The 26,094-nt window shown below is 53.2% G+C and carries 25 protein-coding genes and 2 rRNA genes; 3 read left to right on the top strand and 24 right to left on the bottom strand.

Features of this window, described 5'->3' with window-relative positions; translation table 11 throughout:
- The first annotated feature begins 11 nt into the window (after window positions 1-11).
- Complete coding sequence (locus J7I43_RS00140) at window positions 12-1,085, top strand: hypothetical protein (RefSeq protein ID WP_209142006.1); 1,074 nt, start codon at window positions 12-14, stop codon at window positions 1,083-1,085.
- 77 nt (window positions 1,086-1,162) lie between these two features.
- Here the strand turns inward: J7I43_RS00140 and J7I43_RS00135 are convergent, their stop codons facing one another.
- The 21 genes from J7I43_RS00135 to J7I43_RS00035 all read right to left on the bottom strand — a co-directional run bounded on the left by J7I43_RS00135 (window position 1,163) and on the right by J7I43_RS00035 (window position 21,918).
- Window positions 1,163-2,440 carry an ABC transporter permease gene (locus J7I43_RS00135; protein ID WP_209142004.1) on the bottom strand — a complete coding sequence of 426 codons (1,278 nt, stop codon included), beginning with the start codon at window positions 2,438-2,440 and terminating at the stop codon, window positions 1,163-1,165.
- Window positions 2,441-2,564: 124 nt separating this feature from the next.
- Window positions 2,565-3,938: an NADH-quinone oxidoreductase subunit N gene (locus J7I43_RS00130; protein WP_209142002.1), complete on the bottom strand. Its 1,374-nt coding sequence runs from the start codon at window positions 3,936-3,938 to the stop codon at window positions 2,565-2,567.
- Window positions 3,939-3,969: 31 nt separating this feature from the next.
- Entirely contained in the window at window positions 3,970-5,415 is a 1,446-nt protein-coding gene (locus J7I43_RS00125) for a complex I subunit 4 family protein (protein ID WP_209142000.1), read from the bottom strand.
- A gap of 25 nt (window positions 5,416-5,440) precedes the next feature.
- The gene (nuoL, locus tag J7I43_RS00120) at window positions 5,441-7,339 is read right to left on the bottom strand and encodes an NADH-quinone oxidoreductase subunit L (RefSeq protein ID WP_209141998.1); all 1,899 of its coding nucleotides are present in this window, start codon (window positions 7,337-7,339) and stop codon (window positions 5,441-5,443) included.
- A 24-nt stretch (window positions 7,340-7,363) separates the two neighbouring features.
- Window positions 7,364-7,681: an NADH-quinone oxidoreductase subunit NuoK gene (gene nuoK / locus J7I43_RS00115; protein ID WP_126249360.1), complete on the bottom strand. Its 318-nt coding sequence runs from the start codon at window positions 7,679-7,681 to the stop codon at window positions 7,364-7,366.
- Window positions 7,682-7,692: 11 nt separating this feature from the next.
- Entirely contained in the window at window positions 7,693-8,175 is a 483-nt protein-coding gene (locus J7I43_RS00110; RefSeq protein WP_209141997.1) for an NADH-quinone oxidoreductase subunit J family protein, read from the bottom strand.
- Between the two features lie 19 nt (window positions 8,176-8,194).
- Window positions 8,195-8,710 carry an NADH-quinone oxidoreductase subunit NuoI gene (gene nuoI / locus J7I43_RS00105; RefSeq protein ID WP_209141995.1) on the bottom strand — a complete coding sequence of 172 codons (516 nt, stop codon included), beginning with the start codon at window positions 8,708-8,710 and terminating at the stop codon, window positions 8,195-8,197.
- 24 nt (window positions 8,711-8,734) lie between these two features.
- Entirely contained in the window at window positions 8,735-9,784 is a 1,050-nt protein-coding gene (gene nuoH / locus J7I43_RS00100) for an NADH-quinone oxidoreductase subunit NuoH (protein ID WP_209141993.1), read from the bottom strand.
- 8 nt (window positions 9,785-9,792) lie between these two features.
- A complete protein-coding gene (locus tag J7I43_RS00095; protein ID WP_209141991.1) occupies window positions 9,793-10,899 on the bottom strand; it encodes a 2Fe-2S iron-sulfur cluster-binding protein in 1,107 nt (368 codons plus the stop codon).
- Window positions 10,900-10,938: 39 nt separating this feature from the next.
- Window positions 10,939-12,300 carry an NADH-quinone oxidoreductase subunit NuoF gene (gene nuoF, locus J7I43_RS00090; protein ID WP_209141989.1) on the bottom strand — a complete coding sequence of 454 codons (1,362 nt, stop codon included), beginning with the start codon at window positions 12,298-12,300 and terminating at the stop codon, window positions 10,939-10,941.
- A 269-nt stretch (window positions 12,301-12,569) separates the two neighbouring features.
- The gene (locus J7I43_RS00085) at window positions 12,570-13,064 is read right to left on the bottom strand and encodes an NADH-quinone oxidoreductase subunit NuoE family protein (RefSeq protein ID WP_209141987.1); all 495 of its coding nucleotides are present in this window, start codon (window positions 13,062-13,064) and stop codon (window positions 12,570-12,572) included.
- A 38-nt stretch (window positions 13,065-13,102) separates the two neighbouring features.
- Window positions 13,103-13,660 (bottom strand): WG repeat-containing protein, encoded by a 558-nt coding sequence (locus tag J7I43_RS24900; protein ID WP_209141985.1) that lies wholly within the window; start codon window positions 13,658-13,660, stop codon window positions 13,103-13,105.
- Window positions 13,645-13,875, bottom strand: coding sequence for a WG repeat-containing protein (locus J7I43_RS00075; RefSeq protein ID WP_209141983.1), 231 nt, complete (start codon window positions 13,873-13,875; stop codon window positions 13,645-13,647). Before J7I43_RS00075 ends, J7I43_RS24900 begins: the two co-directional genes overlap by 16 nt.
- A gap of 76 nt (window positions 13,876-13,951) precedes the next feature.
- The gene (locus J7I43_RS00070; protein WP_209141981.1) at window positions 13,952-15,169 is read right to left on the bottom strand and encodes an NADH-quinone oxidoreductase subunit D; all 1,218 of its coding nucleotides are present in this window, start codon (window positions 15,167-15,169) and stop codon (window positions 13,952-13,954) included.
- 24 nt (window positions 15,170-15,193) lie between these two features.
- Entirely contained in the window at window positions 15,194-15,715 is a 522-nt protein-coding gene (locus J7I43_RS00065) for an NADH-quinone oxidoreductase subunit C (RefSeq protein ID WP_209141979.1), read from the bottom strand.
- A gap of 19 nt (window positions 15,716-15,734) precedes the next feature.
- Window positions 15,735-16,298, bottom strand: coding sequence for an NADH-quinone oxidoreductase subunit B (locus tag J7I43_RS00060; protein ID WP_209141977.1), 564 nt, complete (start codon window positions 16,296-16,298; stop codon window positions 15,735-15,737).
- Window positions 16,299-16,362: 64 nt separating this feature from the next.
- Window positions 16,363-16,755, bottom strand: a complete 393-nt coding sequence (locus tag J7I43_RS00055; protein ID WP_209141975.1) for an NADH-quinone oxidoreductase subunit A — start codon at window positions 16,753-16,755, stop codon at window positions 16,363-16,365.
- A 238-nt stretch (window positions 16,756-16,993) separates the two neighbouring features.
- A complete protein-coding gene (locus tag J7I43_RS00050; protein ID WP_209141973.1) occupies window positions 16,994-18,739 on the bottom strand; it encodes a tetratricopeptide repeat protein in 1,746 nt (581 codons plus the stop codon).
- Between the two features lie 242 nt (window positions 18,740-18,981).
- The gene (locus J7I43_RS00045) at window positions 18,982-20,700 is read right to left on the bottom strand and encodes a tetratricopeptide repeat protein (protein ID WP_209141971.1); all 1,719 of its coding nucleotides are present in this window, start codon (window positions 20,698-20,700) and stop codon (window positions 18,982-18,984) included.
- A gap of 36 nt (window positions 20,701-20,736) precedes the next feature.
- Window positions 20,737-21,657 (bottom strand): PstS family phosphate ABC transporter substrate-binding protein, encoded by a 921-nt coding sequence (locus tag J7I43_RS00040; protein ID WP_209141969.1) that lies wholly within the window; start codon window positions 21,655-21,657, stop codon window positions 20,737-20,739.
- A gap of 27 nt (window positions 21,658-21,684) precedes the next feature.
- Window positions 21,685-21,918 (bottom strand): hypothetical protein, encoded by a 234-nt coding sequence (locus J7I43_RS00035; protein WP_209141968.1) that lies wholly within the window; start codon window positions 21,916-21,918, stop codon window positions 21,685-21,687.
- A 295-nt stretch (window positions 21,919-22,213) separates the two neighbouring features.
- Here J7I43_RS00035 and J7I43_RS00030 point away from each other — a divergent pair, with 295 nt between their 5' ends.
- Together J7I43_RS00030 and hisS are read left to right on the top strand one after the other, a co-directional pair.
- Complete coding sequence (locus J7I43_RS00030) at window positions 22,214-22,648, top strand: low molecular weight protein-tyrosine-phosphatase (RefSeq protein ID WP_209141966.1); 435 nt, start codon at window positions 22,214-22,216, stop codon at window positions 22,646-22,648.
- Window positions 22,649-22,676: 28 nt separating this feature from the next.
- Window positions 22,677-24,020 carry a histidine--tRNA ligase gene (gene hisS, locus J7I43_RS00025; RefSeq protein WP_209141964.1) on the top strand — a complete coding sequence of 448 codons (1,344 nt, stop codon included), beginning with the start codon at window positions 22,677-22,679 and terminating at the stop codon, window positions 24,018-24,020.
- 77 nt (window positions 24,021-24,097) lie between these two features.
- Here hisS and J7I43_RS00020 read toward each other — a convergent pair whose 3' ends face one another.
- From J7I43_RS00020 to J7I43_RS00005, 3 genes are all read right to left on the bottom strand, one after another.
- Entirely contained in the window at window positions 24,098-25,057 is a 960-nt protein-coding gene (locus J7I43_RS00020) for an SDR family oxidoreductase (RefSeq protein WP_209141962.1), read from the bottom strand.
- Window positions 25,058-25,769: 712 nt separating this feature from the next.
- A 5S ribosomal RNA gene (gene rrf, locus J7I43_RS00010) occupies window positions 25,770-25,881 on the bottom strand.
- Between the two features lie 108 nt (window positions 25,882-25,989).
- Window positions 25,990-26,094 (bottom strand): 23S ribosomal RNA (locus J7I43_RS00005); the annotation flags it as partial.

Genomic DNA, 26,094 nt, shown 5'->3' with positions numbered 1-26,094 from the left:
AAACCTATACCATGAGACGGAGATCCCTGCTAATTTTTCTCGGCGCCATTTCCCTGGCACAGGCCGCGTTTGCGCAAGACGCCGTGTACGGCGATACGGCGGTGAACAAAAAAACCGTCAGCCTCAAAAAATATAAACTCGACGAACTGCCGCTGGATAAAGTAGCCGCCATAGAAGTGCTTTCCGTGCAGTGGGACACTGCCCGCCTGGGATTCGTGCAGGTCGGCATGGGCAACCGTCGCATCGAGGCCGTGCCTTCGCTTCCTTACGATCAGTACCTGCAGCAATATATCCGGCAACAATACGGGGAGAAACTCACCGCGTCTGGCGTACACCTGCTGTGGGCGGTGAAAGACGTGCGGATCAATGAAAGGACTTTCCAGATGAGCGAAAAAAGTTTCTGCCGCCTGAAAGCGGACGCCTATATTTCGCGGGACGGGCAGCAGTATGCGCTCGTACAGGCATTCGATACCGTGATCGTGCGTGGTGGCATGGACGTTACCAAACGTCATGATGAAAACATTTCCCGCGCGCTGCACCAGCTGCTGCGCACTACGCTCGAAAAAGGATTGCCATTGCTGGATGAACAGCCCGCCCTGCAACCGAAAGACGCGATCAAAGCCGCGCAGCTCGCCGCGCTGGACATACCCATCCTCACCGACGCGGCGTATACCGACGGCGTGTATGCGTCTTTCGGAGAATTTAAGGCCAACAAACCTTCCATCACCGCGTTTAAAACGATCAAAAGCAGGAACCGGTTCAAATTGTATGAAGACAATGCAAGCCGCACCCCGATTGAAAATTGCTGGGGGTTCTGTGCAAAAGGAGAATTGTACCGCGTAGTCGGCGATGCGGTGATCGCTATCGAAAAAAGCGGGCATGGTTTCGTGGTATCCAATTACCTGCAGGCGGCCAGGCGGCGCAACCAGGCCATGTTGTGGAGCGCCGTGGGCGGCGGTATGATCGGCTCCGCCATTGCCGCAGGGGCGATGAAACCGTACATGGTGACCACCATCCCGTACATTACCCGCCAGCACCCGGAAGCCACGGCGCTGGACATGGAAACGGGAGAACTGACGTTATAATGAATGAGCTTGCAAAATAAAAAAAGAGGTGGAGCTCCTGTTGATGCTCCACCTCTTTTCTTTTCCCGAAGGGCTGGTTATTCGTACCGCAGCGCCACGATCGGGTCCAGCCTGGACGCCTTGATGGCGGGATAGATGCCGGAAATGAGGCCTACGAGCGCGCAGAGCGCGATGCCCCCGGAGATCCACAGCCAGGGCACGATAAAACCGGTACCCAGCAGCAGCGATATTACGTTGCCGGCCATCATGCCGAGTATTACGCCGAGCAGGCCGCCCATTACGCTGATGATGATGGCTTCGAACACGAATTGCTGGCGGATGGCCGGGCTGGTGGCGCCCATCGCTTTGTTGACGCCTATTTCGCGGGTGCGTTCGGCAACAGACACCAGCATGATGTTCATCAGCCCGATAGCGGAACCGAACAGCGTGATAATGCCAATGATGGCGGCGCCCGCGGTCACCATGCCCAGCTGGCGGAATAACATCTCGGCGATACTGTCGCTGCGGGACATGTAGAAATTATTCTCTTCGTTGATATTCATTTTCCGGATGATGCGAAAAACGCCGGTAGCTTCGCCCATCGCGGCCTCCACCTGTTTTACGTCGTCTACGTTCACGTTTACCTGGTAAGAGGCCCAGGGGCGGTTGAATACTCTTCGTGTGCTCGTTACCGTAGTGATCACGATATTGTCCGAGCTCATCATGCTGCTCCTGCCTTTTGCTTTCAGCAGCCCGATCACCCGGTAACGTACGTTGCCAATGCGGATATTGTCGTTAAGCGCCCTTTCGGGATGGTCCCCATACAGTTTTTTGGCCACGTCGCTGCCCAGCACGGCCACGTTGCGGCCGGATTCGATGTCTGCTTTATTAAAATTGCGGCCGATCGTCAGTTCAAAATTGCTGAGGCCGAGGTAATTCTCGTCGCCCCCAACCACCTGAACGTTGGGATTGGTTTTTTTATCGTCTTTATACACCGTCATATTCCCGCCGGCCCTGAACGACACGCTGACGGTGGCGGGAAATGCGAATTTCTCCTTGAAGGCCATCGCTTCCTGGAAAGTGATCACTTTATTCTGGTTGGAGGTGCGTACTTTTTTCCGTTTGTTGTTGCTGCTGCGGGTGGCGCCGTCCGGCCCGCCCATATGCAGCCGCATTTCCCGGTTCCTGATGGAGAAACCATTAGCGCCCATGCTGGCGAAGCTGCTGAAAATGGAGCTTTTGATGGAATCGATCGCGGTCAGGATGCCTACCAGCGCCATAATGCCAAAGGCGATAATGGAAATGGTCAGGCCGGCCCGGAGGCGGTTCGCGCTGATGGAGCGCAGGGCGAGGGAAAATGTATCTCTTAATCGCATAACAACGGTTAGTATAAAGTTAACGGATTTCCCTTATCAAAACCAGCTTTCCGGATGAACGGCGGGGCATAAAAAAAGCGGCATAACCAAGGTTATGCCGCTCAATAAGTTTAGAAGACGGTTTTTACAGGAATTGCAGCAACAGGCCGGGGAACAGCCCGAGAGCGATCACGATGGCCGCGGCCAGCAGCAGCGCCGCTTTGAAACCGCCGGTAATGGGCAGGGTTTCGGCTTCGCCGGCCCTGAAATACATCGCGATGATCACGCGGAAATAATAGTAGGCGCTGATAGCGGCGCAAAGCACGCCGAGTATCACCAGCCACAACAATCCGCCTGCCTGTACAGCCGCGCTCAACACGAAATATTTCGCGAAAAAGCCCGCCGTGAGCGGAATGCCTGCCAGGCTGAGCAAAAAGATGGTGGTCACCAGCGCCAGCAGCGGTTCCCTGCGGGCCAGGCCGTTATATCCGTCGAATGTGTAATCCTTCATTTTCAGCAGCACCGCAAACACGCCGATAGTGGCCACGCTGTAAGCCGCGGCGTACAGGATCATGCCCTGGGCGGCCATTTCGTTGTTAGATACGATGGCGAACAGCATAAAACCGGCCTGCGCGATACTGGAATAGGCCAGCATCCTTTTCACGCTCTGCTGGAATACCGCGGTGAAGTTCCCGATCAGCAGGGTAGCTGCCGTTATCAGCGCGATGATCAGCTGCCAGTGATGGGTAATGTCGCCGCCGGTGAAACTTACGTAGAAGAGGCGCATAAAGGCCACGAAACTGGCGGCTTTTACGACGGTAGCCATAAATGCGGTGAATACGGTGGGCGAGCCGTCGTATACGTCGGGCGTCCAGAAGTGAAAGGGCGCGGCGGATACTTTGAAGGCCAGCGCGAACGCCAGCAGGATGATGCCGCAAAGCGCCAGCGGGCTGAGGTCTCCGGTGCCCAGGCCCATTTCGCGGATGTTGAACGTGCCGGTAGCGCCGTACAGCAGCGCGATGCCCATCAGCAAAATGCCGGTGGTAAAGGAGCCGGTCAGGAAATATTTCAGGGAAGCTTCGTTGCTTTTCAGGTTCTTTTTATCCGCGCCCGCCAAAATGTACTGGGGAATGGAAATGATCTCGATAGCGAGGAACAGCATCAGCAGGTTGCTGAAAGAAGCGGTGAGCATTACGCCGCTGAGGATGAAGAACACGAGGGCGAAATAATCCGCCACATCGTCTCCCACCCTTTCGAAAGCGCTGCCGCACAGCAGGAAATACAGGAAGGTGGAAACAATGGCCACGCCGTTGAACAGGATGGAAAATTTGCTCACTTCCACCATGCCGTGCAGGATCACGCTGCTGCCGCCTGCCAGCGTGCAATCGTACCAGTTTGCAATAAATGCAAGGATGGTGCCCGCGATGGCGAAATATTTTATTTGCTGCTTATTCTTTACGAACAGTCCCACGAACATCAGTACAATCCCGAATACAGCAGTTGTAATTATTGCATTCATATCTTAGCGTTACAGAATCTCAATTTAATAATCAGCGTGTGATAACGGCGGCTATGGCGTTTGGCAAACCGAGGCCGGACGCAAGGTCGAGCAGCGGTTTGGGATAAAAGCCCAGTACGAAAATAACGGCCACGATGCAGGCCATGGCCAGCATTTCGCCGGCTTTCAGGTCTGTGGTGGTGGCGGTCAGCGCATTCGATTCGCCGAACAGTACTTTTTGCAGCATCCGCAGCATGTACACGGCCGCGAGTATCACCGCCAGGCCCGCCACGGCGGCGAACCAGGGATTGTACTGGAACAGGCCGCTGAACATCAGGAATTCGCCGATGAACCCGTTCGTAAGGGGCAGCGCAATGTTCGCCAGGCTCACGATCACCAGCAGTATCGCCAGTTTGGGCGCATGGGTGGCGATGCCGCCCAGCCCGGTCATATTTTTGATCTTCAGGCGCTGTTCGATCACTTCCACGATGATCCACAAACCAATGATGTTGATGCCGTGGTTGAACATCTGTACCTGCACGCCGGCGATGCTTTGTTCGTTATTCGCGAAGATGGCCGCGCTCATCAGCCCGATGTGGGCGATGGAAGAATACGCGATCAGTTTTTTGAGATCGGTTTGCATGATGGCGATGCAGCTGGCGTAGATGATCCCGATCACGCTCAGCACGATGGCCGCTTCCTGCCACATGTACACGCCCTGCGGCAGTACCGGCACCAGCCAGCGCATCACGCCGAAAAGGCCCATTTTCACCATGATGCCGCTCAGCACCATAGTAACGGGTGTGGGCGATTGTTCGTAAGTGTCCGGCTGCCAGGTATGGAAGGGGAATACCGGCATCTTGATGGCGAAAGCCACGAAGAACAGCCAGAACAGCCAGGATTGTTCGCCGTTGCTGAGGTTCAGGCTGGTGAAAGCCTGCCAGCTGAAGGAGCCGGGCGTCTGGAAATAAATATAAATGATGCCTACCAGCATCAGCAGGGAACCTGCGAAAGTGTATACGAAGAATTTGAAGGTAACGGGCACCGCTCTTTCGCCGCCCCACATGGAGCAGAGGAAATATACGGGGATGAGCGCCAGTTCCCAGAAGAAGTAGAATAGCAGCGCGTCATAGGCAAGAAATACGCCCAGCAGGCCGGCCTGCGAAAGCAGCATCAACCCGTAAAAGCTGCCGGCCCTGTCGTAGCTGCGGCTAAAAACCGTGATGAAGATCAGCGGGAAGGAAATGGCCGTAAGCAATACCAGCATCAGGCTCAGGCCGTCGAGGCCCACCTTGAACTGGCTATTGAGCTGCGGTATCCAGTCTGCGGTGAACTGCAGGGAATCCGGCGCAACCTGGAACTGCGCCCAGGCGAAGACGGCAACCGCCAGCGTGGCAAATGACGACAACAGGCTGAATACCTTTGCACCCGGCCCTTTCAGTCCGAATGTGATCAGACCTGTTATCAAAGGAATCAATATGAGTAATACTGTCAACATATCTTTTTCTTAATCCGCTACTGATTTATAAAAACAAACTGATCACGAACAACACGATCATACCTATCACCATGGCGAAGATGTAAAAACCCACCTGGCCGTTCTGCAGCAGCCTGATCTGGCGGCCGCCCCATTTCACGCCGGCGCCTACGCCGTTCACCAGCCCGTCTATGCCGGCGCGCTCCACCACGTCCTGGAAGAAGCGGCTGAGCACCATGAGCGGTTTTACGATGATGGCGTCGTACAGTTCGTCTACATACCATTTATTTTCCAGCACTTTCGCGATGCCGGTGTTTTCGGCGCCGCTGTCTTCATAATTGCGGAATTTGCCGCGCGCGATGAATATCATCACGATCACAAGACCGGTGCTGAGGCCCATCAGTCCCCATTCCAGCCCATGACTGAGATGTTCCGCATGGAGGTACGGAACGGAAGGCGCGAAGATCGGGCTGAGGTATTCCGCCAGCAGGTGCGGCGCGCCGAATACTTCGGGCAGGCCCACATAACCGCCGATAACGGAAAGGATGGCCAGTATGATCAGCGGCAGGGTAATAGCGGCGGGACTTTCGTGCAGGTGATGTTCCTGTTCGTGCGTGCCGCGGAATTTGCCGGAGAAGGTGATGTAATACAGGCGGAACATGTAGAAGGCCGTCATCAGCGCTCCGATGAGGGCGAGGGCGTACATGATCTTGTTATATCCCCAGGCGTGCGCAAGAATTTCGTCTTTGGAAAAGAAGCCGCTCAGGCCGGGAATGCCCGCGATGGCAAGACAGCCGATGAGGAAAGTGAAATTGGTAACGGGCATCCATTTTTTGAGGCCGCCCATTTTGCGGATGTCCTGCTCGCCGCCCATAGCATGGATCACGGAACCGGAGCCGAGGAACAGCAGGGCTTTGAAAAATGCGTGCGTCATCACGTGGAAAACAGCGGCGGTGTAAGCGCCCACGCCTAGCGCGAGGAACATATAACCCAGCTGGCTGACGGTGGAGTAAGCCAGTACTTTTTTGATATCGTTTTGTTTCAGTGCGATAGAAGCCGCCAGCAGGGCGGTTACCAGGCCTACGACCGCCACGATCGCCTGGATGTGCGGCGCCAGTGAATAGATCACGTTGCTGCGGGCCACCATGTAAATACCGGCGGTTACCATGGTTGCGGCGTGGATGAGGGCAGACACGGGGGTCGGGCCGGCCATCGCGTCCGGAAGCCAGGTGTATAACGGGATCTGTGCGGATTTGCCCATGGCGCCGATGAACAGCAGCATGGCGATCGTGAACAATACGCCGCTGCCTTCGCCCATGGCAGGCACTTTTTCAAATACTTCCATGAAAGTAACGGAACCGAACTGCTGGATGATCAGGAAAATGCCGAGCAGGAAACCCAGGTCGCCGATACGGTTCATGATGAAAGCCTTGTTGGCCGCTTTGTTGTAGCTGATGTTTTTGAACCAGAAGCCGATCAGCAGGTAAGAGCAGAGGCCCACGCCTTCCCACCCGATGAACATCATCACGTAGTTGGCGCCCAGCACCAGGATGAGCATGGAGAACACGAAAAGGTTCAGGTACGCGAAATACCGCGCGAAACTTTCGTTGCTTTCCTCATGCATGTAGGAAGTGGAATAAATGTGGATCAGCGAGCCTACGCCGGTAATGATCAGCAGGAACAATGCGCTCAGCTGGTCTACCTGGAATGCGAAGGGAATATGCAGGCTGCCTACGCTGATGAAATCGAACAGCGCGATCACCTGCGGGGCGAAGCCCGGCTGCCTCACGTCGAGGAAAATGAGCAGGCTGATCACAAAAGCCGCCAGCACGGTGCCGCTACCTATCACGCCGGTCAGCGATTTAGGTAAAAAATTCCGGCCCAATCCATTGATCAGGAAACCTAACAACGGTAAGAACGGTACCAGCCAAACAAGATGTATCATCGATCTATACTATTTTTAAATTCCTTAGTTTTTCAGTCTGCTGAGAATGTTGATGTCTACCGAATGCGTATTGCGGTACATCATCACGATAATGGCGAGGCCTACGGACACTTCGGCCGCTGCCACCACCATCACGAAAAATACAAAGAGCTGCGCGGAGGCGGCGTCGATGCGGCCGGCGTCTACCCACATTTTGGAGAAGGCTACCAGCAAAAGGTTCACGGCATTCAGCATCAGCTCTATGCACATAAAAATGATGATCGCATTCCTGCGCATCAATACGCCCATGATCCCGATGCAGAACAGGGCGATGCTGAGAAAGATGTAATATTGAACAGGCATGAATTCGTTTTTTATTTTTTACCGATAACCACCGCCCCAACCATGGCGCTGAGGAACAGCACGCTGCTCAGCTCGAAGGGTACTACGTAACTGGTGAACAATGTTTTTCCGAGGTTGGAGATCAGCCCGATGTCTGTAGGGGCGCCGGACTGAATAGCGGGTACGCTGGCGTCGCGCAGGGCGGCTACCAGCACCAGCAGCAATGCGCCGCCGCTGATGGCCCCGGCGTATTTCAGCCAGTTGCGTTTCTGCGGCTCGATGTCTGCATTGAGGTTCATCATCATGAGCACGAACAGGAACAACACCATGATGGCGCCGGTATACACGATCAGGTGCACTACGAACAGGAACTGCGCGTTCAGCATAATGTAATGCCCGGCAATGGCTACGAAGCAGGTGATCATGCAAAGCACGCTGTTCACAGGGTTTTTGCTGAGGATCACACCGAGTGCGGCCGCAATGGCTATCGCGGAAAGCACCGTAAAAATAATCATATCAATTCCCATTGCCGTATTACTTGTTTACAGTGATTGGATTTTTAGGATCGGGGATCAGCAGGTCGTCTTTCCCGTAAATAAAACCTTTACGCTGGTAATTCGCCGGCGCGAAGGTTTCGGTCATGTAAATGGCCTGTTTGGGGCACGCTTCTTCGCAGAACCCGCAGAAGATGCAGCGCAGCATGTTGATCTCGTAACGCGCGGCGTATTTCTCTTCACGGTACAGGTGCTCTTCACCCGGCAGTCTTTCCGCCGCTTCCATGGTAATGGCTTCGGCAGGGCAGGCTACGGCGCAAAGACCGCAGGCGGTGCAGCGCTCGCGCCCTTCTTCGTCGCGGTTAAGGATGTGCAGGCCGCGGAATACCGGGCTGAAGGGACGGGTCTCTTCGGGATAGTTCACCGTCGCCTTTTTCCTGAATATATGCTTGAAGGTGATGCCCATGCCTTTTGCAATGGCCGGTAAGTACAATTTCTCGAAAAATGTCATGGGCCTTCTGTCTACCGGTTTCGCCCTGTTTGTTAATGCTTGCATATAATGAGTTTCAGCGTGATCAAATTAAAAACCGTTCTGGCGGTACAGTATCACCGCGCCGGTGATAAGCATGTTCAGCAATGCCAGCGGTATCAGCACTTTCCATCCGAGCTTCATCAGCTGGTCGTAACGGAAGCGCGGAAGCGTCCACCTTACCCACATGAAGAAGAAGATGAAAGCGAATGTTTTCAGGAACAATGCACAGATGCCGAGGATGGTCACCAGGTTGGGACTGAGCCCCAGGCTGTCCATATACGGGAAGCTATACCCGCCGAAATAGAGCGTGGCCATCAGCGCGGAGCTGATAAACATGTTGATGTATTCGGCAAAAAGGTAAAAGCCGAGTTTCATGGAAGAATATTCCAGGTGATAACCGCCGTTCAGCTCGTTTTCCGCTTCGGGAAGGTCGAATGGCGTACGGTTACATTCGGCGAATGCGCAAATGAGGAAGATAAGGAAACCGACAGGCTGCAGCACTACGTACCAAAGGCCGTCGCGTTGTTGCTCCACGATGTCTTTCAGGCTGAGGGAACCGCTGATCATGAACAACGCGATCAGCGCGAGGCCCATCGGCAGTTCGTACGAGATCACCTGCGAAGCGCCGCGGCAGGCGGCCAGCAGGGAGAATTTATTGTTGGAAGCCCAACCGCCGATCATGATGCCGTACACGCCCATGCCTACAACGGCCATGATCCAGAGCACGCCGATGTTTACATCCGCGATCTGGAGGCTTACGGCATACCCCCCGAAGTTGAGCACATCGCCCCAGGGAATTACCGCGCTGGTGAGGCAAGCGGTGAGCATGGCCATGGAAGGCCCGAGCACGAACAGGAAATGGTTCGCGGTGGAGGGGATGATCTCTTCTTTGAAAAACAGCTTGCCGCCGTCTGCCAATGGCTGCAGCAAACCGAAAGGCCCTGCGCGGTTAGGCCCGCGGCGGTCCTGTATCCAGGCGGCCACTTTACGCTCGGCCCAGGTGGAGTACATCGCGATCAGCAGCGATATCGCCAGCACCGCTGAGATCAGCCCGATCTTTTCAATCAAAAAATACTTGTCGATTAATGTCAGATCCATATCTCGCTTTATTGAGCACCATTGTTTTTAGGAAAATCGTTGGAATGCGCGGGACCTTCTATTTTGCTGAGGTCTACCGCGGGCTGGTTCACTTCGCTCACCGAATGGATGTCCATCAGCAGTTTGGGCTGGCGGCCGTCCATTACTTTCGCCACGGTTTCGTGCGGTTTGTGCACGCCTACGTAGTGACCCTGTGAGATCACGCTGTAACGCGCCACTTTACGCGGGCCTTCCACCACCCAGTCTTTCACGTCTTTTTTCTCGAAACGGCAGGTATCGCAGATAAATGCTTCCACTTCGCCGTATTTGTCTTTACGCGCGGTTACGCGGAAGATCTCGTCTCCACGCATCCAAAGCACGGTTTTGCCGCAGCAGTTCGGGTCGTGGCATTCGCGGTGAGCGTCTACCGGTTTCAGGAACCATACGCGGTTCTTGAACCTTGCGGTCCTGTCGGTGAGCGCGCCTACCGGGCAAACGTCTATCACGTTACCGATAAAGTTGGTCTGGTCGAGGGATGCTTTAATGTAAGTACTGATCTCGGAATGATCGCCGCGGCCCAGGATGCCGTGCTGGCGGTTGTTGGTCAGCTGGTCGGCGGTGAACACGCAGCGGTAGCAAAGAATGCAGCGCGTCATGTGCAGTTTGATGTGTTCGCCGATATCTTCCTTTTCGAAGGTCCTGCGTTTGAACTCGTAGCGGGTGGCGGATACGCCGTGCTCGTAGCTGAGGTCCTGCAGGTCGCATTCGCCGGCCTGGTCGCATACGGGGCAGTCCAGCGGGTGGTTCAGCAGCAGGAATTCCACCACGCCTTTGCGGGCTTCCAGCACTTCTGGCGAAGTGATGTTGGCCACTTCCATGCCGTCCATCACGGTGGTGCGGCAGCTGGCTACCAGCTTGGGCATGGGGCGGGGGTCCGCATCGGAGCCTTTAGACACTTTCACGAGGCAGGTACGGCATTTGCCGCCGCTGCCCTGCAGTTTGGAATAATAACACATCGCGGGCGGCACCACATCGCCGCCGATCAAACGGGCGGCATTTAATATGGTAGTGCCCGGCTCCACTTCCACCGGGATGTTATCTATTTTGACCTTAAATAATTTCTTTTCTTCCGCCATTATAAAAAAGTAAAAAAGAAAAATAATGTTGTTTCCTTATCACACCACCGCGGCTACCACTGGCAGCGGGTCTGCGTAATGCGCCAGCCCGAAGTTGCGTTTCACCGCTTCTTCCGGGTTCGTCACATGCCATTCGAATTCGTCCCTGAAGTGGCGGATGGCAGCGGCTACCGGCCATGCGGCCGCGTCGCCGAGGGGACAAATCGTATTGCCCTCTATTTTCCGCTGGATGTCCCACAGCAGGTCTATATCGCTCATTTTGCCTTTACCGTTCTCGATGTTCAGCAGCACTTTTTTCATCCAGCCGGTGCCTTCGCGGCAGGGGCTGCACTGCCCGCAGCTTTCGTGGTGATAAAAACGAGCCAGGCTCATGGTGTGGCGCACCACGCACTGGTCTTCGTCCAGCACGATAAAACCGCCGGAGCCCATCATGGTACCGGTGGCGAAACCGCCGTCGTTAAGGCTTTCGTAGGTCATCATGCGGGTCTCGCCTTTGGCTGTTTTGAGCAGCAGGTTGGCCGGCAGGATGGGCACGGAAGAGCCGCCCGGGATGCATGCTTTCAGGCGTTTGCCGTTCGGGATGCCGCCGCAGTATTCGTCTGAGTAAATAAATTCTTCTACGGAAATGCTCATGTCGATCTCGTACACGCCGGGCTTGTTGAGGTTGCCGCAGGCGGAAATGAGCTTGGTGCCGGTGGATTTGCCGGTGCCGAATTTGGAATATTCGTCGCCGCCGATGTTGATGATGGGCACTACGGCTGCGAGCGTTTCCACGTTGTTCACCACGGTGGGGCTTTGCCACAGGCCTTTTACGGCGGGGAACGGCGGTTTGATGCGCGGGTTGCCGCGTTTGCCTTCCAGCGATTCAATCAGCGCCGTTTCTTCGCCGCAGATGTAAGCGCCCGCGCCGCGCTGAACGTAAATGTCCAGGTCAAAACCGGTGCCCTGGATGTTTTTGCCCAGCCAGCCGTTTTTATGCGCGTCGGCGATCGCTTCTTCGAGTATATCGGGGATCCAGGCGTATTCGCCGCGGATGTAGATGTAGGTGCGGTTTGCGCCGAGGGCGAAGCTGGAGATCAGCAGGCCTTCGATGAGCAGGTGCGGGATAAATTCCATCAGGTAGCGGTCTTTGAAGGTACCGGGCTCCGATTCGTCTGCATTGCAAACAAGGTAACGGGGCACGCCTTCAGGCTTTGCCAGGAAGCTCCATTTGAGCCCCGTGGGGAAACCCGCGCCGCCACGGCCGCGGAGACCGCTTTTTTTAACTTCTTCTGTCACCTGATCCGGGCTCATGCTCTTCAGGGCCTTTTCAGCAGCGGCATAACCGCCGTTCTTCCGGTATACGTCGTAGTACCGGATGCCTTCTATATGCGCCTTGTCTAACAATAATTTACGTCCCATTGTCTCGCTTTATAAAGGTGCCGCTGCAGCATTGCTTTGCGGCAATTGTTTTGTTTCTTGTTCGTCGCCGCATTGCGTTCCGCGCAACCGGCGTTTTTTGTGCGAAGACTGTACGCTGTCTTCTCTCTTTCAGCAACTTTTTTGCTGAACCCTCCCGACCCGCTTTGTTCTTCGATCGGTCCCTTCATTTTTTATGCTCCCGGCGGCGGATCGTTCCTCAGCCGCCGTTGCGTCGCACACGTCAGCTTCCGGTCCTTTTCCGGGTGGCTTTAGTTCGCCTGGGCACGAAGCTCCGCGATGATCTGGTCTACCTTCTCCTTCGTGAGGTGCTCTTTGTAGAACTTGCCCAGCTGCATCATCGGCGCATAACCGCAGGCGCCGAGGCACTCCACGGTTTTGAGGGTAAACAGGCCGTCCGGCGTGGTTTCTCCCACGTCGATGCCCAGCTTCTCTTTGATATATGCAATGATGTTGTCTGACCCGCTAACCATGCACGGGCCGGTATGGCATACCTCGAAAAGGTATTTGCCTACGGGCTTCAGGTTGTACATGGAATAAAAAGTAGCCACCTCGTACACTTCGATGGGCGTGATCTGCAGCAGCGAAGCCACATAGTCCATCGTTTCAGAGCTGAGCCAGCCGCCGAACGATTCCTGGGCCAGGTGCAGCACCGGAATCAACGCGCTTTTCTGCTTCCCTTCCGGGTAGCGCGCTATGATCTCTTTTACTTTATTCAGCTTCTCTTCAGAAAATTGAACGGCCATTTATTAAACTTCTTTATTGATAAACTTTATTGTCCTTTTCAGTTTGCGTAATACTCGGTCCCGCTGCAATCCACATAAAAACTCCGGTTCCCGTCTTTCACCAGCGACAGCCCGTTCACATAATGAAACTCCTGTACTTCCGCATATTTACAGGCGATCTGTACCTTTCCTTTACTGTCCACAAATCCCCACTTCCCTTTGTTTTTCACCGCCATCCTGTCTACTATCGCGCTATATGTCCCCATTTCTTCGTACGTATCGCTTATCTTTTTTCCATTCTCGTCCAGCAGGCACCAGGAGCCGTTTTCGTTTTGCGCTTTGTACCAGTTGAAGCTCCAGACTTCCATGATCATGAGCTGCCGGTATTTCGCCGGGATCTTCTGCCGGCCCTCTGCATACAGCCCCCACCGGCCGTTCCGCATCACTTTATATCCTCTGAACATCACAGGGTACCGTTCGTTGTTCAACCGGATCTGCACGACTTCATCAAACTCTATCGGCACGATCCAGTTTTTGCTGCTGTCCATCACGCCTGCCTTATGGTCGAGCTCCACGTAAAAATCACCGTTCGCCCAAAGGCTTACTTTATCGCACACGGGCGGAATGGCCGCACCGACGCCTGCTCCGGCGTGGGATAGTACAGCATTCCGGCATTCAGCGGCACCGTTCCGAAAGCAGCGGCATCGTCGTACACAGCAGGTATCACCAGCTTTTTATCACGGTTGCAGAACCCCCATTTGCCGCCTTTCAGAAAGGTGATCAACTCCTGCTTCGGCCCTGTACAGGGCTGTGGCAGGTATTCCTGCGCCATGGCGGTTTTCAGGGTAGTTATGCATATTAAAAAACAAAGAACTTTTTTCACAGGTATCATAAGGAACGTAATTGTCCTAAGCGTCCAGCTCACCCGCGATCAGGTTCAGCGAGCTCATACAAATGATCGCATCGCTGAGCATTGCACCTTTCACCATTTCAGGATAAGCCTGGTAATAAATGAAACAGGGCCTGCGGAAGTGCAACCTGTATGGCGAACGGCCGCCATCGCTGATGAGATAGAAGCCCAGTTCCCCGTTCGCCCCTTCGACAGGATTGTACAATTCCCCCGGTAAAATATCGGTTTCACCCATCACGATCTTGAAGTGATAGATGAGCGCTTCCATTTTCGTATATACGTCGTCTTTATCAGGCAGGTAATAAGCCGGCACGTCCGCATGGTATTCATGCTCGGGCAACTGTTTGATCTTGTCCATCGCCTGGCGGATGATGCCGAGGCTCTGCCACATTTCCGCATTGCGCACCAGGAAGCGGTCGTAGGTGTCGCCGGTGGAGCCTACGGGAATGCTGAACTCGAAGTCCTGGTAAGAACTGTATGGGTTAGCCACGCGCACATCGTAATCCACGCCGGTAGCGCGCAGGTTCGGGCCGGTGAAACCGTAGTTCATGGCCCTTTCGGCTGAAATGCCGCCAACGCCCTGGGTACGTTCCATGAAGATGCGGTTGCGCGTGAAAAGGTTTTCAAACTCTTTCAGCACGGCCGGGTATTCGGCGAGGAACTTTTCAATTTTCTGGAAAGCAACGGGGGTGAAGTTTCTTTCGAAACCGCCCACGCGGCCGATATTGGTAGTAAGGCGGGAGCCGCAGATCTCTTCATAGATCTCATACACCAGCTCGCGGTATTGCATTACGTAAAGGAAACCGGTGAACGCGCCGCTGTCTACCCCGATCACGGAGTTGCAGATCAGGTGGTCGGTAATGCGCGCCAGTTCCATGATGATCACGCGGAGATAATCCACGCGTTTGGGCGTTTGAATGCCCAGCAGTTTTTCTACGGTCAGGTGCCAGCCGATGTTGTTGATCGGGGCGGAACAGTAGTTGAGGCGGTCGGTGAGCGGCGTGATCTGGTAATACGGCCTGCGTTCCGCGATCTTTTCGAATGCGCGGTGAATGTAGCCCACGGTGGGGGTGGCAGACACGATCCTTTCGCCGTCCATCTCCAGAATGTTCTGGAACACACCGTGCGTGGCAGGATGCGTAGGGCCCAGGTTGAGCGTACTGGTTTGTTTCTCGATGGAGCCTTCCGGTAATTTTATATGTTGCTGCTCTGACATATCCTAGCTTGATAGTAGTGTTAATTAAATCCCGACGCTTCCGCCGCGGCCGAACATTTCATCGTCTTTATCCACACGGCTCTGGTCTTCCAGCGGAAATTCCTTGCGCATGGGGAAATAATCCATTTCATCCACGTTCAGGATGCGGATGAGGTTGGGATGGCCCACAAAATCGACCCCGAAGAAGTCGTACGTTTCCCTCTCCATCCAGTTGGCGGTAGAAAACAGCTGCGAAGCCGTAAACACCTGCGGCGCCTGAATGTCGGTAAATACTTTAAACCGGAGGCGAACATTGGGCACAAAAGCGTGCAGGTGGTACACCACCGCCAGCTCCGCCCCTTTCTGATCGGGATAATGTACAGCGGTGAGGTCGGACAGGAAGCGGAACTGCAGGTCCTCTTCGTCGTACAGGAACTGCATTACTTTGAGGTTCAGTTCCTTGGGGGCGTGAAAAGACAGCATCCCGTGCGATTCTTCAAAGTTCGTCAACGCTTCGCCGAATTTCTCAACCAGCCTGTTTTTTATATGCTCGTTCGTCAAAGACATGTATAAGCTATTATCGTTTCTATTCTATTCCGTAGGAATTCATCAAATCTTTATAGCGGTCGCTGTGGCGGCGGCGCAGGCTTTCCTGGCCGATCAGGTCCTGGATGCGCATTACGCCGTCGAGGATGGCTTCCGGGCGGGGCGGGCAGCCCGGCACGTACACGTCTACCGGGATGATCTGGTCGATGCCCTGCAATACGGAATAAGTATCGAAGATACCGCCGCTGCTGGCGCAGGCGCCAACGGCAATCACCCAGCGGGGCTCAGCCATTTGCAGGTATACCTGGCGCAGTACGGGGCCCATCTTCTTGGCGATCGTGCCCATTACCATCAGCAGGTCGCACTGGCGGGGCGTAAAGCCCAGGCGCTCGGAGCCGAAACGCGCGAGATCGTAGTGAGCGGCCATGGTAGCCATAAATTCAATACCACAGCAGGAAGTGGCGAATGGCAGCGGCCAGATCGAGTTCTTGCGCGCCAGGCCGATCGCCTTATCAAGAGAAGTGGCAAAAAAACCTTCGCCGGAGTAGCCTTGCGGCATTTCCACCAGCTTCACCTTATTATTAAATTGAACAGGACGAGACATATCTTTACCCTCCTGTCCCGCAAGGCCAAAACCTGGCGGGACCTTTATTAATAGTTAACTTAAATTAATCTTCCCAGCGGAGCGCTCCCTTCTTGATAATATAGAAGAAACCGCCCATAAAAAATGCCACAAATGCAATCATGGCCAGGAAACCTTCCCAGCCCAACTCCTTGAAATTAACAGCGTACGGATAAAAAAAGATCACCTCCACATCGAACAGCACGAAGAGGATGGCGGTGAGGAAATACTTGATGGCCACAGGCTGACGGGCATTGCCCATCTGCTCGATACCGCTTTCGAAGTTCTCCAGCTTGTCTTTGGTTTTCCGTTTGGGTCCTAAAAAGTGAGTGGCAATCATCGTAACGCCAACAAAACCAAGCGCGGCAATCAGTTGTAAAACGATAGGGAAATAACTGAATGGCGTGTTAGCAGTCAAAATTTCAGCGGTAAAAAACATAAGCTTCCCAATATAAATTGTCCGAAAGCGCAAAAATACTGCAACTAAACTAGAAATCAAATCGACGACGACAAGAAATCTAATCTTTTTTTTGTATATGTAATATAATAAGATATGATTACTTGGTTTCCACAGTTTCCGGCTCAGCGTATTTTATACATAATAGATTGAGATTAAACCGATAACATAAAAAAAGCCCGGGCAGGGGCCCGGGCTCTGGCTGCTAATAGCCTGAATGTTAATTATTTGACCTTGCAGGTGTGGTGGTTCTGCCTGAAGTACTACGGCTGTTGTTCTGGTTCTGGGCCTGTATGTCCTTGATCTGTTTCACCGGCTCGCTGGTCGGGTCCAGCGGTGTCAGCTTGTCCATGAACTTCTGGAGATTGGCCTTATCCTCTTTATTATAATAGTACACCATCATATAAGTGTACGCCTTGATCAGGCCGGCCTTGTTCTTCACCGGGTCGCTTTCGGCCATGGCCAGGTATTTTTCAAAATACGGCACTGCCACGCCTGTTTTAGCTTCCACGTCGCGGGCGGCGGCGGTCATCCCCTGCCAGTAATAACCGGTCGTGAGGTCCGGGTAACTGGAAGCCAGCTGTGCAAAGGCGGAATCTGCTTTTACGAGCATGGTGGTGTCTTTACCGCCTTCGGAGCCGAGGTAATAGTTGATACCTACGTTATACAGGTCCACCGCGGCGGGTTTTTCCTTTTGTTCCACTTTCAGGTCCGCATACCGTTTATACCAGTCCCCTGCCTTGCCGAATATACGGGCCTGCTGAAAAGCTTTGGCCACGCCTTCGTAGCGGTCCAGGTCTTTCGTCGTGTCCGAGGTCGCGTATTTTTCCAGGTAGGTCAGCGCTTTTCCCTCATTGGCGGCCTGGGCGGTGGAATCGGAAAGTTTGATACGGCTGTAGATCTCGCTGCCGAGCTTATAGTCGATCGGCTCCAGTTTGCTTTCGCCTACTTTCTGCGAATACTGGTCGAATGCGTTCTTCGCGCCGAGGGAATCCCCTTTCTGCAGGTATGCATCCGCGATCATACGTTCGAGCTTGATCTTGTAGGATTCGTTGGCCTGCGGGATCAGGCTCTGAGCCTTGGCGATGGCTCCGTCGTAGTCCTTGTCGAGGAACATGATGGAAGCCAGGTAGTATTCGTTTTTGGTTTTATCCGCCTGATCAGACAGGGCGAGGTATTTCTGCAAATACTCCTTGGCCTTTGGAAGCGAGAACTGGCGCGGTTTCGGTGTGTAGTAGAATTGGTACAATTCGTAGAAAACGGGCGCGTAGTTCGGGTCCAGCTGCGCGGCTTTGGCGTAGTCTGCCACGGCCTGTTCCAGCAGTTTGGCGTTGTAATTCACGTGTCCCTGTTTCATGACCGCTTCGGCGTTGTTGGCTTCCAGCTCCAGTGCTTTTTCGTAGGCGGAAATGGCCTTGCCGCCGTTTTCACCGCCCATATAACGGTATGCGTCGCCCAGTTCAATATAATCGGCGGCAACGGGTTTATAGGCTCTTCTGCCTTCGTTGCCGTTAACAAGCGTTTCCATGGTGGTAAGGGCGTATGCCTTGTCGCCCCCCTTCACTTCGGTGTTCGCATCGGCGATGGCGCGGGCAACGTCCCCGTTTTTTCCTTTGGTGGCGGCAGTGGCCGCGTCGAACTTCTGCCTGGCAGCAGCAGCGTCACCATTGAGCAGGTCTATGCGTCCCATACCCGCATTCAGCAGCGGGGAGTTGGGCACGGCCTGCAATCCTTTCTGGAAAGCCGCGGCGGCGCCTTCTTTATTTTCAGCGCCTAATTCGGCGATGCCGAGATAATAATAGGCGCGGTCATCGTTCGGTTTTGCCGCGATCGCTTTTTCAAAGTCGGATTTTGCGGTGGCGAATTTTCCGTAATACAGATTCTTCAACCCGTCTTCTATCGTTTGAGCCATTGCCCCGCCAGCCAGGAAAAGCAGAGCAATGAGTGTACTTATACGCTTCTTCATGGTTTTTTAGTTTTAATCCGTTAATCTAAACATTACCGCCGCCGTTAAAGTTCGGCTGCGGTATGGCTTCATGTAGTAAAAAACATGCCAGAGTGCGCACGGATGGCAGCTCAGTCATTACTGAATTTACTCATTTATTCCCGAAAAAACAATGTAAGAAAACGTTAAAACCCAGGTTGGGCGGGAAAATAAAAAGGGCAGCGCCATTCCGGCGCTGCCCTTTCGCAGGTAAATAATTTACCTTATTTGGTGCCTTTTGCGGCTGCTTTGGAAGCGGCTGCGGAGGCTGCTTTTTCAGTGGATGCGAGGTTTTCCTTTACCTGGCGAACGGTGTCGTTGTTCGGGTCGAAAGCCAGCAGTTTGTCCATGTAGGGCTGCATGCCTGCTTTGTCTTCCAGGTTGTAATAATAGAGCATCAGGTAAGTGTATGCGTTGGTCAGGAACCTTTTGTTCCTTGCTTCGTCTTCGGGTTTCACGAGGGAAACGTATTTTTCGAACGGAGCTTTTGCCTTGCCTTCTTTTGCTTCGGTATCCATTGCGGCGTTAGCCATGCCGTGCCAGTAGAAGCCGGTCACCTGCTCGGGATATTTGGCGGTGAAAGCGGCCCAGGTGCTATCTGAAGTGCTGTACTTGCCTGCATAATATTCGTAGAAACCTTTGTAAAAATGGTCGGATACGGCGCCGGAGTTGTCTTTGAACTCAAGTGCTTTACCGTACCATTCGGCGGCTTTACCATAGTTGCGCATTTCTTTGAAAGCTTCGGCTACGTTGCGGAATTTTTCCGCGTCTTTGGTGGTGTCTGCTTCAGCATACCTTTCCAGGTAGCTGCCTGCCAGTTCCTGGTAGTTAGCCTGGGTGGCGCTGTCTGAGCTTTTCAGTTTACCATAGATGGCGCTCAGCAGTTTCAGGTCGTTTACTTCCAGTTTATCGTTACCCACCGCTTTCACGTGTTCGTCCATGAGTGCTTTTGCGGAGAGGGAATCGCCTTTCTGGAGGTTTGCATCGGCAGCCAGCAGGGTGAGCTTGCCTTTGTAGGCTTCGTTAGCGGAACCCATAAGGGCTTTCGCTTTGGCGATCGCGCCATCATAATCTTTCTGGTAGAAAGCGATAGCCGCGAGGTAATATTCGTTTTTCGCCTTGTCTGACGGGTCGCCTACTTCCACGTATTTCTGGAGGTATTTGGCCGCGTGTTCCAGGGAGAATTGTTCTTTTCTGGGAGTGATATAGAACTGGTACAGTTCGAAATATGCGGGAGCGTAGTTGGCGTCCATATTGGTGGCTTTCGCCCAGTCTGCCACGGCTTGCTGCAGCAGTTTGGCGTTGTAGTTCACCAGGCCTTGTTTCATTACGGCTTCGGCGTTGTTGGCGTCGAGCTCCATTGCTTTTTCGTAAGAGGTGATGGCTTTACCGCCGTTCTCACCGCCGAGGTAGCGGTAAGCGTCTCCCAGCTCGATATAATCGGCCGCGGTGGCTTCATACATTTGTCTTTTTTTACGGCCTTCGTTGTTCAGGAGTTTTTCCATCACGGTGAGGGCATATCCGCGGTCGCCGCCGGTTACTTCGGTGTTGGCGTCTGCAATTGCGCGGGCAACGTCTCCGTCGCGGCCTTCAGTGGCGGTGCTGGCGGATTCGAATTTCTGTTTTGCTTCAGCGGTTTTACCGTTCAGCAGGTCGATGCGGCCGAGGCCGGCGGTAAGCAGCGGTGAATTGGGCACTGCGGTGAGACCTTTGGAAAATGCGGCCGCGGCGGCGTCTTTGTTTTCCAGTCCCAGTTCGGCTATACCGAGATAATAATAGGCACGGGCGTCCTCAGGTTTCGCGGTGATGGCTTTTTCGAGATTTTGTTTCGCGGTCTGGTATTTGCCGTAGTACAAATCCTTCAAACCATCTTCCACAGATTGTGCCATAGCTCCGTTGGCTATGCAGAGCATGGCTACAAATAAACTTTTCCTTCTGTTCATGAGCAATCCGGTTTTAGTTGTGTTTATCAGTATTTATTATTTCAAAGTGGCTTCCCTGAAGACGATATTCAATCTTGCAGGATACAATTTATACTTGCCTATCAGGAGTTGGCCTTCCTGGCCGCCGAGGAAAGTGGCAAACCCCGCGCCCAGGCCCTGGTAAGGCTCTTTCAAGATATAGAACATGCCCCGTGTGAGCGGGTAAGATTTCATGCCGATGTAAAACTGGTAAGGTTTTACAAAATCGGTATTGTTATCCGCACGTAATTTCACCGTGTTTACCATCTTCGTAAATTCGATCGCTTTGGTATCGTTCGTATCCGAGATCCAGTTCACGCCGATCACGCCGATGGCTTCTTTATTTTTCGAAACGTGCTCTATCACTTCCGGGTTCGATTTTGCCGCCATCGTAGTGGCCGGCAAAGGTTTCCCTTTATTGATGGAATCCCGTATGAAGCGGACCGTGCTGGAATTCTGATGGTCGAACACGATCTGCCATTTACGTTCGCTGGTGCCGTCCATGATCTTGCGCACCTGGTCCATCGTAAGAATGGAATCGGGATTGGCATTGTTGACGATCAGGGCAATGGCGTCCGTGGCCAGTTGCAGGCTTTGCGGCCGTATCTTTTCCTTTTTGAAATATTCTTTTTCGTCTTCCTTCAGGTCGCGCGTCACGATGATCATACGCGAGCTGTCGTCGAACATATCTTTAAAACAATCCGCTTCCGGTTTGTATTCCGCGATGATCTTCGTTTTCGGGTATAAAGACTGGAACACTTTTATTTCAGCGGCGATCAGCGGCTGATAGGTTTCGTCTACCGAAATACGCAGGGTGCCTGATGTAGGAGTGTCTTTCTCACCGCCCTGGGATGTGCCGCCGGCGCAGCCTGCGAGGGTCAGGGCAACTACTGAAGCCGCCAATAACGACCCCATCCAGTTTTTAGCTTTTAAAAACATACACACAGTCTAATGGTGAAAAATTAATCAAAAAAATAATTGCTTGACGCCCCTGTACACACGAAATAATCCATACGCACATAATACGCCGCCCAATGCATAGGTCAGCTCAATGGAAATGTTCAGCTTACCAAAACCAAGCTTCTCTGAGAAAAGCGCATACAGTCCGAAGAGGATAAAAAATAAGCCCCTTATCAGTTCGCCCATCGGGCGGTATGACACATTCATCCGTTTGTTCGTGTTATCGTTCTCCTGTTGCATTAGTGGCAAATTACAAGTATACAAAAAAAATTGTTTTATTCTAGTTATGAAAACTTTATTCGTTTGTTAAAAAACCGCCAGGCCTTGTGCTGGTCCTTCGTTATAGAGATGCTCCAACTTCCGGATTCCATATTACACTAAAGTTTTAACATATGCAATTGCGCGGGAATACGTTATACACTTCCCTGAAAATGTGGTAGTTTTGCGCTCTGAAAAAACGGGGGAACGCAGGCGGGTCAAAGAAAACAACTAATTGGTTCACAGCCGCTTACCCTGTTCAGCAATTTTATACACGATGAAAATTTTAATGGTCTGCCTCGGCAACATCTGCCGTTCCCCGCTCGCGGAAGGCATCCTGAGGCATTTATCCGATCAGCAGGGCCTTGGCTGGGAAGTGGATTCCTGCGGTACCGGCAACTGGCACGTGGGCGATCCGCCGGACGCCCGCTCCGTACGCGTGGCGCGGCAAAACGGGATCGATATCTCGAAGCTCAGGGGGCGGCAATTCCAGGTGGCCGACTTCGACGATTTCGACCGCATCTTCGTGATGGACCTCGACAATTACCGCGACGTGCTGCGTAAAGCCCGCAGCGACGGAGACCGGCAGAAGGTACAATTATTGCTGGAACACCAGCAGCCGGTGCCCGACCCCTGGTACGACGATGCGTTGTTTGAACCGGTGTACCAGCTGATCTACAATGCTTGCGAGCGCATCGTTAAAATAGGGTAAATTCGATCCACAATTCACACTCCATAGAATGATAAAAGTAAGCAAACCACAAGGCACCCGTGATTTTGACCCGGAAGTAGTCCGCAAGCGCAATTACATTTTTGCGACCATCCGCAAAACATTTGAACTATACGGTTTCCAGCCGTTGGAAACGCCGGCCATGGAAAATACTTCCACGCTGCTCGGCAAATACGGCGAGGAAGGCGACAGGCTGATATTCAAGATCCTCAACAACGGCGACATCCTCGGCCAGGCGCAGATGGCGAAAGACAGCCGGGAACTGGGGCTTTTATTATGTGAGAAATCCCTGAAATACGACCTTACCATTCCTTTCGCCCGGTACGTGGTGATGAATCACGGCAAACTCACCCTTCCCTTCAAACGGTACCAGATACAGCCTGTGTGGAGAGGCGACAAGCCCAGCCGCGGCCGCTACCGCGAATTTTACCAGTGCGATGCGGACGTGATCGGGAGCGATGCGCTGATCAATGAAGTGGAATTGCTGAAAATATACGACACCGTGCTGACCGACCTAGGCCTGGAAGGTTACCAGCTGAAAGTCAACAACCGCAAGATACTGGCTGGTCTCGCCGAACTGGTGGGCCGCCCGGACCTGATGACCGACATCACCATCGCCATCGACAAGCTGGACAAGATCGGTGCGGGCGGGGTACGGGAAGAGTTGGCGGGAAGAGGGCTTCAGCCGGCGGAGATCAACAACGTCATGGATTTTATTTCCGTGGAAGGCAGTAACGACGAAAAGCTGGAACGCCTCAGTCAGCTGCTGGCGGGCTCTCCCACGGGTTTAAAAGGCGTGGAAGAGCTGCGGTTCATTCTCGGCGGCGGTCTTGCCCGTTTCAACTCCGCACCGGTGATCGATCTTACGCTGGCGCGCGGGCTGAATTATTATACCGGCATGATCGTGGAAGTGAAAGCCCCCGTACAGGTGAATATGGGCAGCATCGGCGGCGGCGGCCGTTACGACGACCTCACCGGTCTTTTCGGCCTGCCGGGCATTTCGGGCGTGGGCATTTCCTTCGGTGTGGACAGGATCTACGATGTGCTGGAAGAATTGAAGCTGTTTCCCGCCACCGCGCAACAGGGCACGCAGGTGCTCTTTTTTAACCCTGGCGCGGAAAAACTGGCCAATGTGTTCGGATACGTAAACCAGCTGCGGGAAAGAGGGATCGTTGCCGAACTTTTCCCCGACGATATCAAGCAGGACAAACAATACAAATACGCGGAAAAACGCGGCATACCTTACATCGCTTATGTGGAGGAAACTGCGCCCGGCGTTATTTCGATCAAGAACATGACGAACCGGGAACGTTATAATATTAAGCCGGAAGAGCTCGCCGGTTTTGCGTTTTAAAAGGAAAGGCCCTGAAAGAATTCGGGGCCTTTTTTCTCGCAACTAAAACAATATGTCTGTACCAGTGAATTGTTGTGTTATTCCCAGGCTCCGTCGCCAACGCGTTTCCCGGAGATGAAGCGCCAGTAGCTGTAGAACTCGTCGTCCAGCCGTTTGTAGCGATAATCGGGGATCACGTTTTCCAGGTGTTTGCCCCAATGCGGCGTGCTGCCGTCCCGGTCTTTGAAACCGTATTCGTCGGAGAGATTCCAGGAGCTGAACACCTTCCCTGTTTTGGCGAATACGCCGGGATCAGCCGCCAGCGCGGCTGCGGCGCGACCAACGAACCATGGCGTTTCGGAGGCAATAAAGTTTTTATCTTTTTTTACGCCCTCTTCCCAGTTTTCTTCCGTAACGCCAAAATAACCGAGCATGGCTTCAGACCGTAGAAAGCCCGGCGTAAGCGCAAGTGCGGCGATGTTATGTTCTTTTAATTCTTCCGCCATGCCGAAGGCCAGCCTGATGATGGAAGTTTTCACAAGATCATACAACAGCTGCCCTCGGTAGAAATACCCATCGCCGTCGGTGATCTCGATGATGAGCCCTTTTTGGGCCGGGAGCATCAACGGCACGGCGTATTTGCTGGTGATAATGTGGGTGTTGATGGCCTGCTGCAGCATTTTGAAACCGTTGGACAGGTTTTCGATCTTCCAGAAAGGTTTGCCCCATTCGGTAAGCTCATCTCCTCCCCAAACATCGTTCACCAGTACGTCGAGCCTTCCCTGTTCCCTGCCGATCCTTTCACAGAGAGCGGCCACCTGTGTTTCGTCGCTATGATCTGTTTTTATGGCAATGCCTTTCCCACCGAGGGCGGTCACTATTTCGGCGGTTTCATCGATCGTTTCGGGCCGGTGTACGCCGGATGCGAGGTCTCCGCGGGTGCTTCTGCCGGTACAATACACTGTGGCGCCCGCTTCGCCGAGCATACACGCGATCCCGCGGCCGGCGCCCCGTGTGGAGCCGGCAACAAGGGCTATTTTATTTTCGAGCGGTTTCATACGGGAAAGATCAGCGTTTGATACGCAGTCTATCTGCGTACCCGGTCAGAATACAAAAGAATCGCCCTGATTGTTCGCTACCCGGCGCATGCGCGGTGAGCTCCGTCTTTTTTATGGCGAAAGCCTATCTGCAGTGAGGTTATCTTTTTGAACGGATTTTTAGTAAGGAGAAACGCTGTTCGGTGCGCACGTCTTTCACCTGGTATGTATTCCATTCTGCGGGTACGAATGGCGCGCTGAACGTCTTTATACACGAGGTGCTGCGCTTCGCAGTGCTTGTGACAAAGCTATTTGGAATCTCCCGGAAGCCAGCTGGAATCACGGTTTCAGTTGTAACATTGCTGCGAGCGTACGTTGCCGCTGGTATGTTGCGGGATGCCGGGGCCGGCTATGATCAGCAGTATGCGGGGAGGCTTTTTTCGTAGAGATTTTGTTTGCCGGGCAAACCATCTGCGACGATGTTGAGGCCATTGTTGCCGGTGAAAACGATGATCGTATTCTTTAAAGTTCCTGATTTTTCGAGTGCATCCACGATGTGGCCGACCTTCGTCTATTGCGGTGATCATTGCGTAACAGGCGGTGATTTCGCGGGGAAGGGGCGATAGTTGTTCGTCGCGGATTTTTGGCGGGGTTACCTTGTTTTGAAAAGAAAATAGGGAACTGGTATAAATGAGAAAAGCCTCAACGTATGTACGTTGAGGCTTTCTAATAAATATGGCAGCTACCTACTCTCCCGCATGATAGTGCAGTACCATCGGCCATGAGGGGCTTAACTTCTCTGTTCGGAATGGGAAGAGGTGAACACCCTCGGCAAAACCACCATAAGATCTTCTGAGCTTGCTTGCGCAGCGGCTCTTCAATAATTTACATATTGGGAAGTTGTATATCACGCTCTTGGAACTTGCATTCTTTCGAGACGAACGCTAAAAAATAAAATTAAAGCTTACGGGCAATTAGTATTACTCGGCTTCGATGTTACCACCCTTACACCTGTAACCTATCAACGTCGTAGTCTCCGACGGCCCTTAAAAGTAAAC

It is taken from the genome of Chitinophaga chungangae, assembly GCF_017742215.1.
In the GTDB taxonomy this organism is placed as follows: domain Bacteria; phylum Bacteroidota; class Bacteroidia; order Chitinophagales; family Chitinophagaceae; genus Chitinophaga; species Chitinophaga chungangae.
This window is presented reverse-complemented; position numbering and strand designations above follow the sequence as displayed.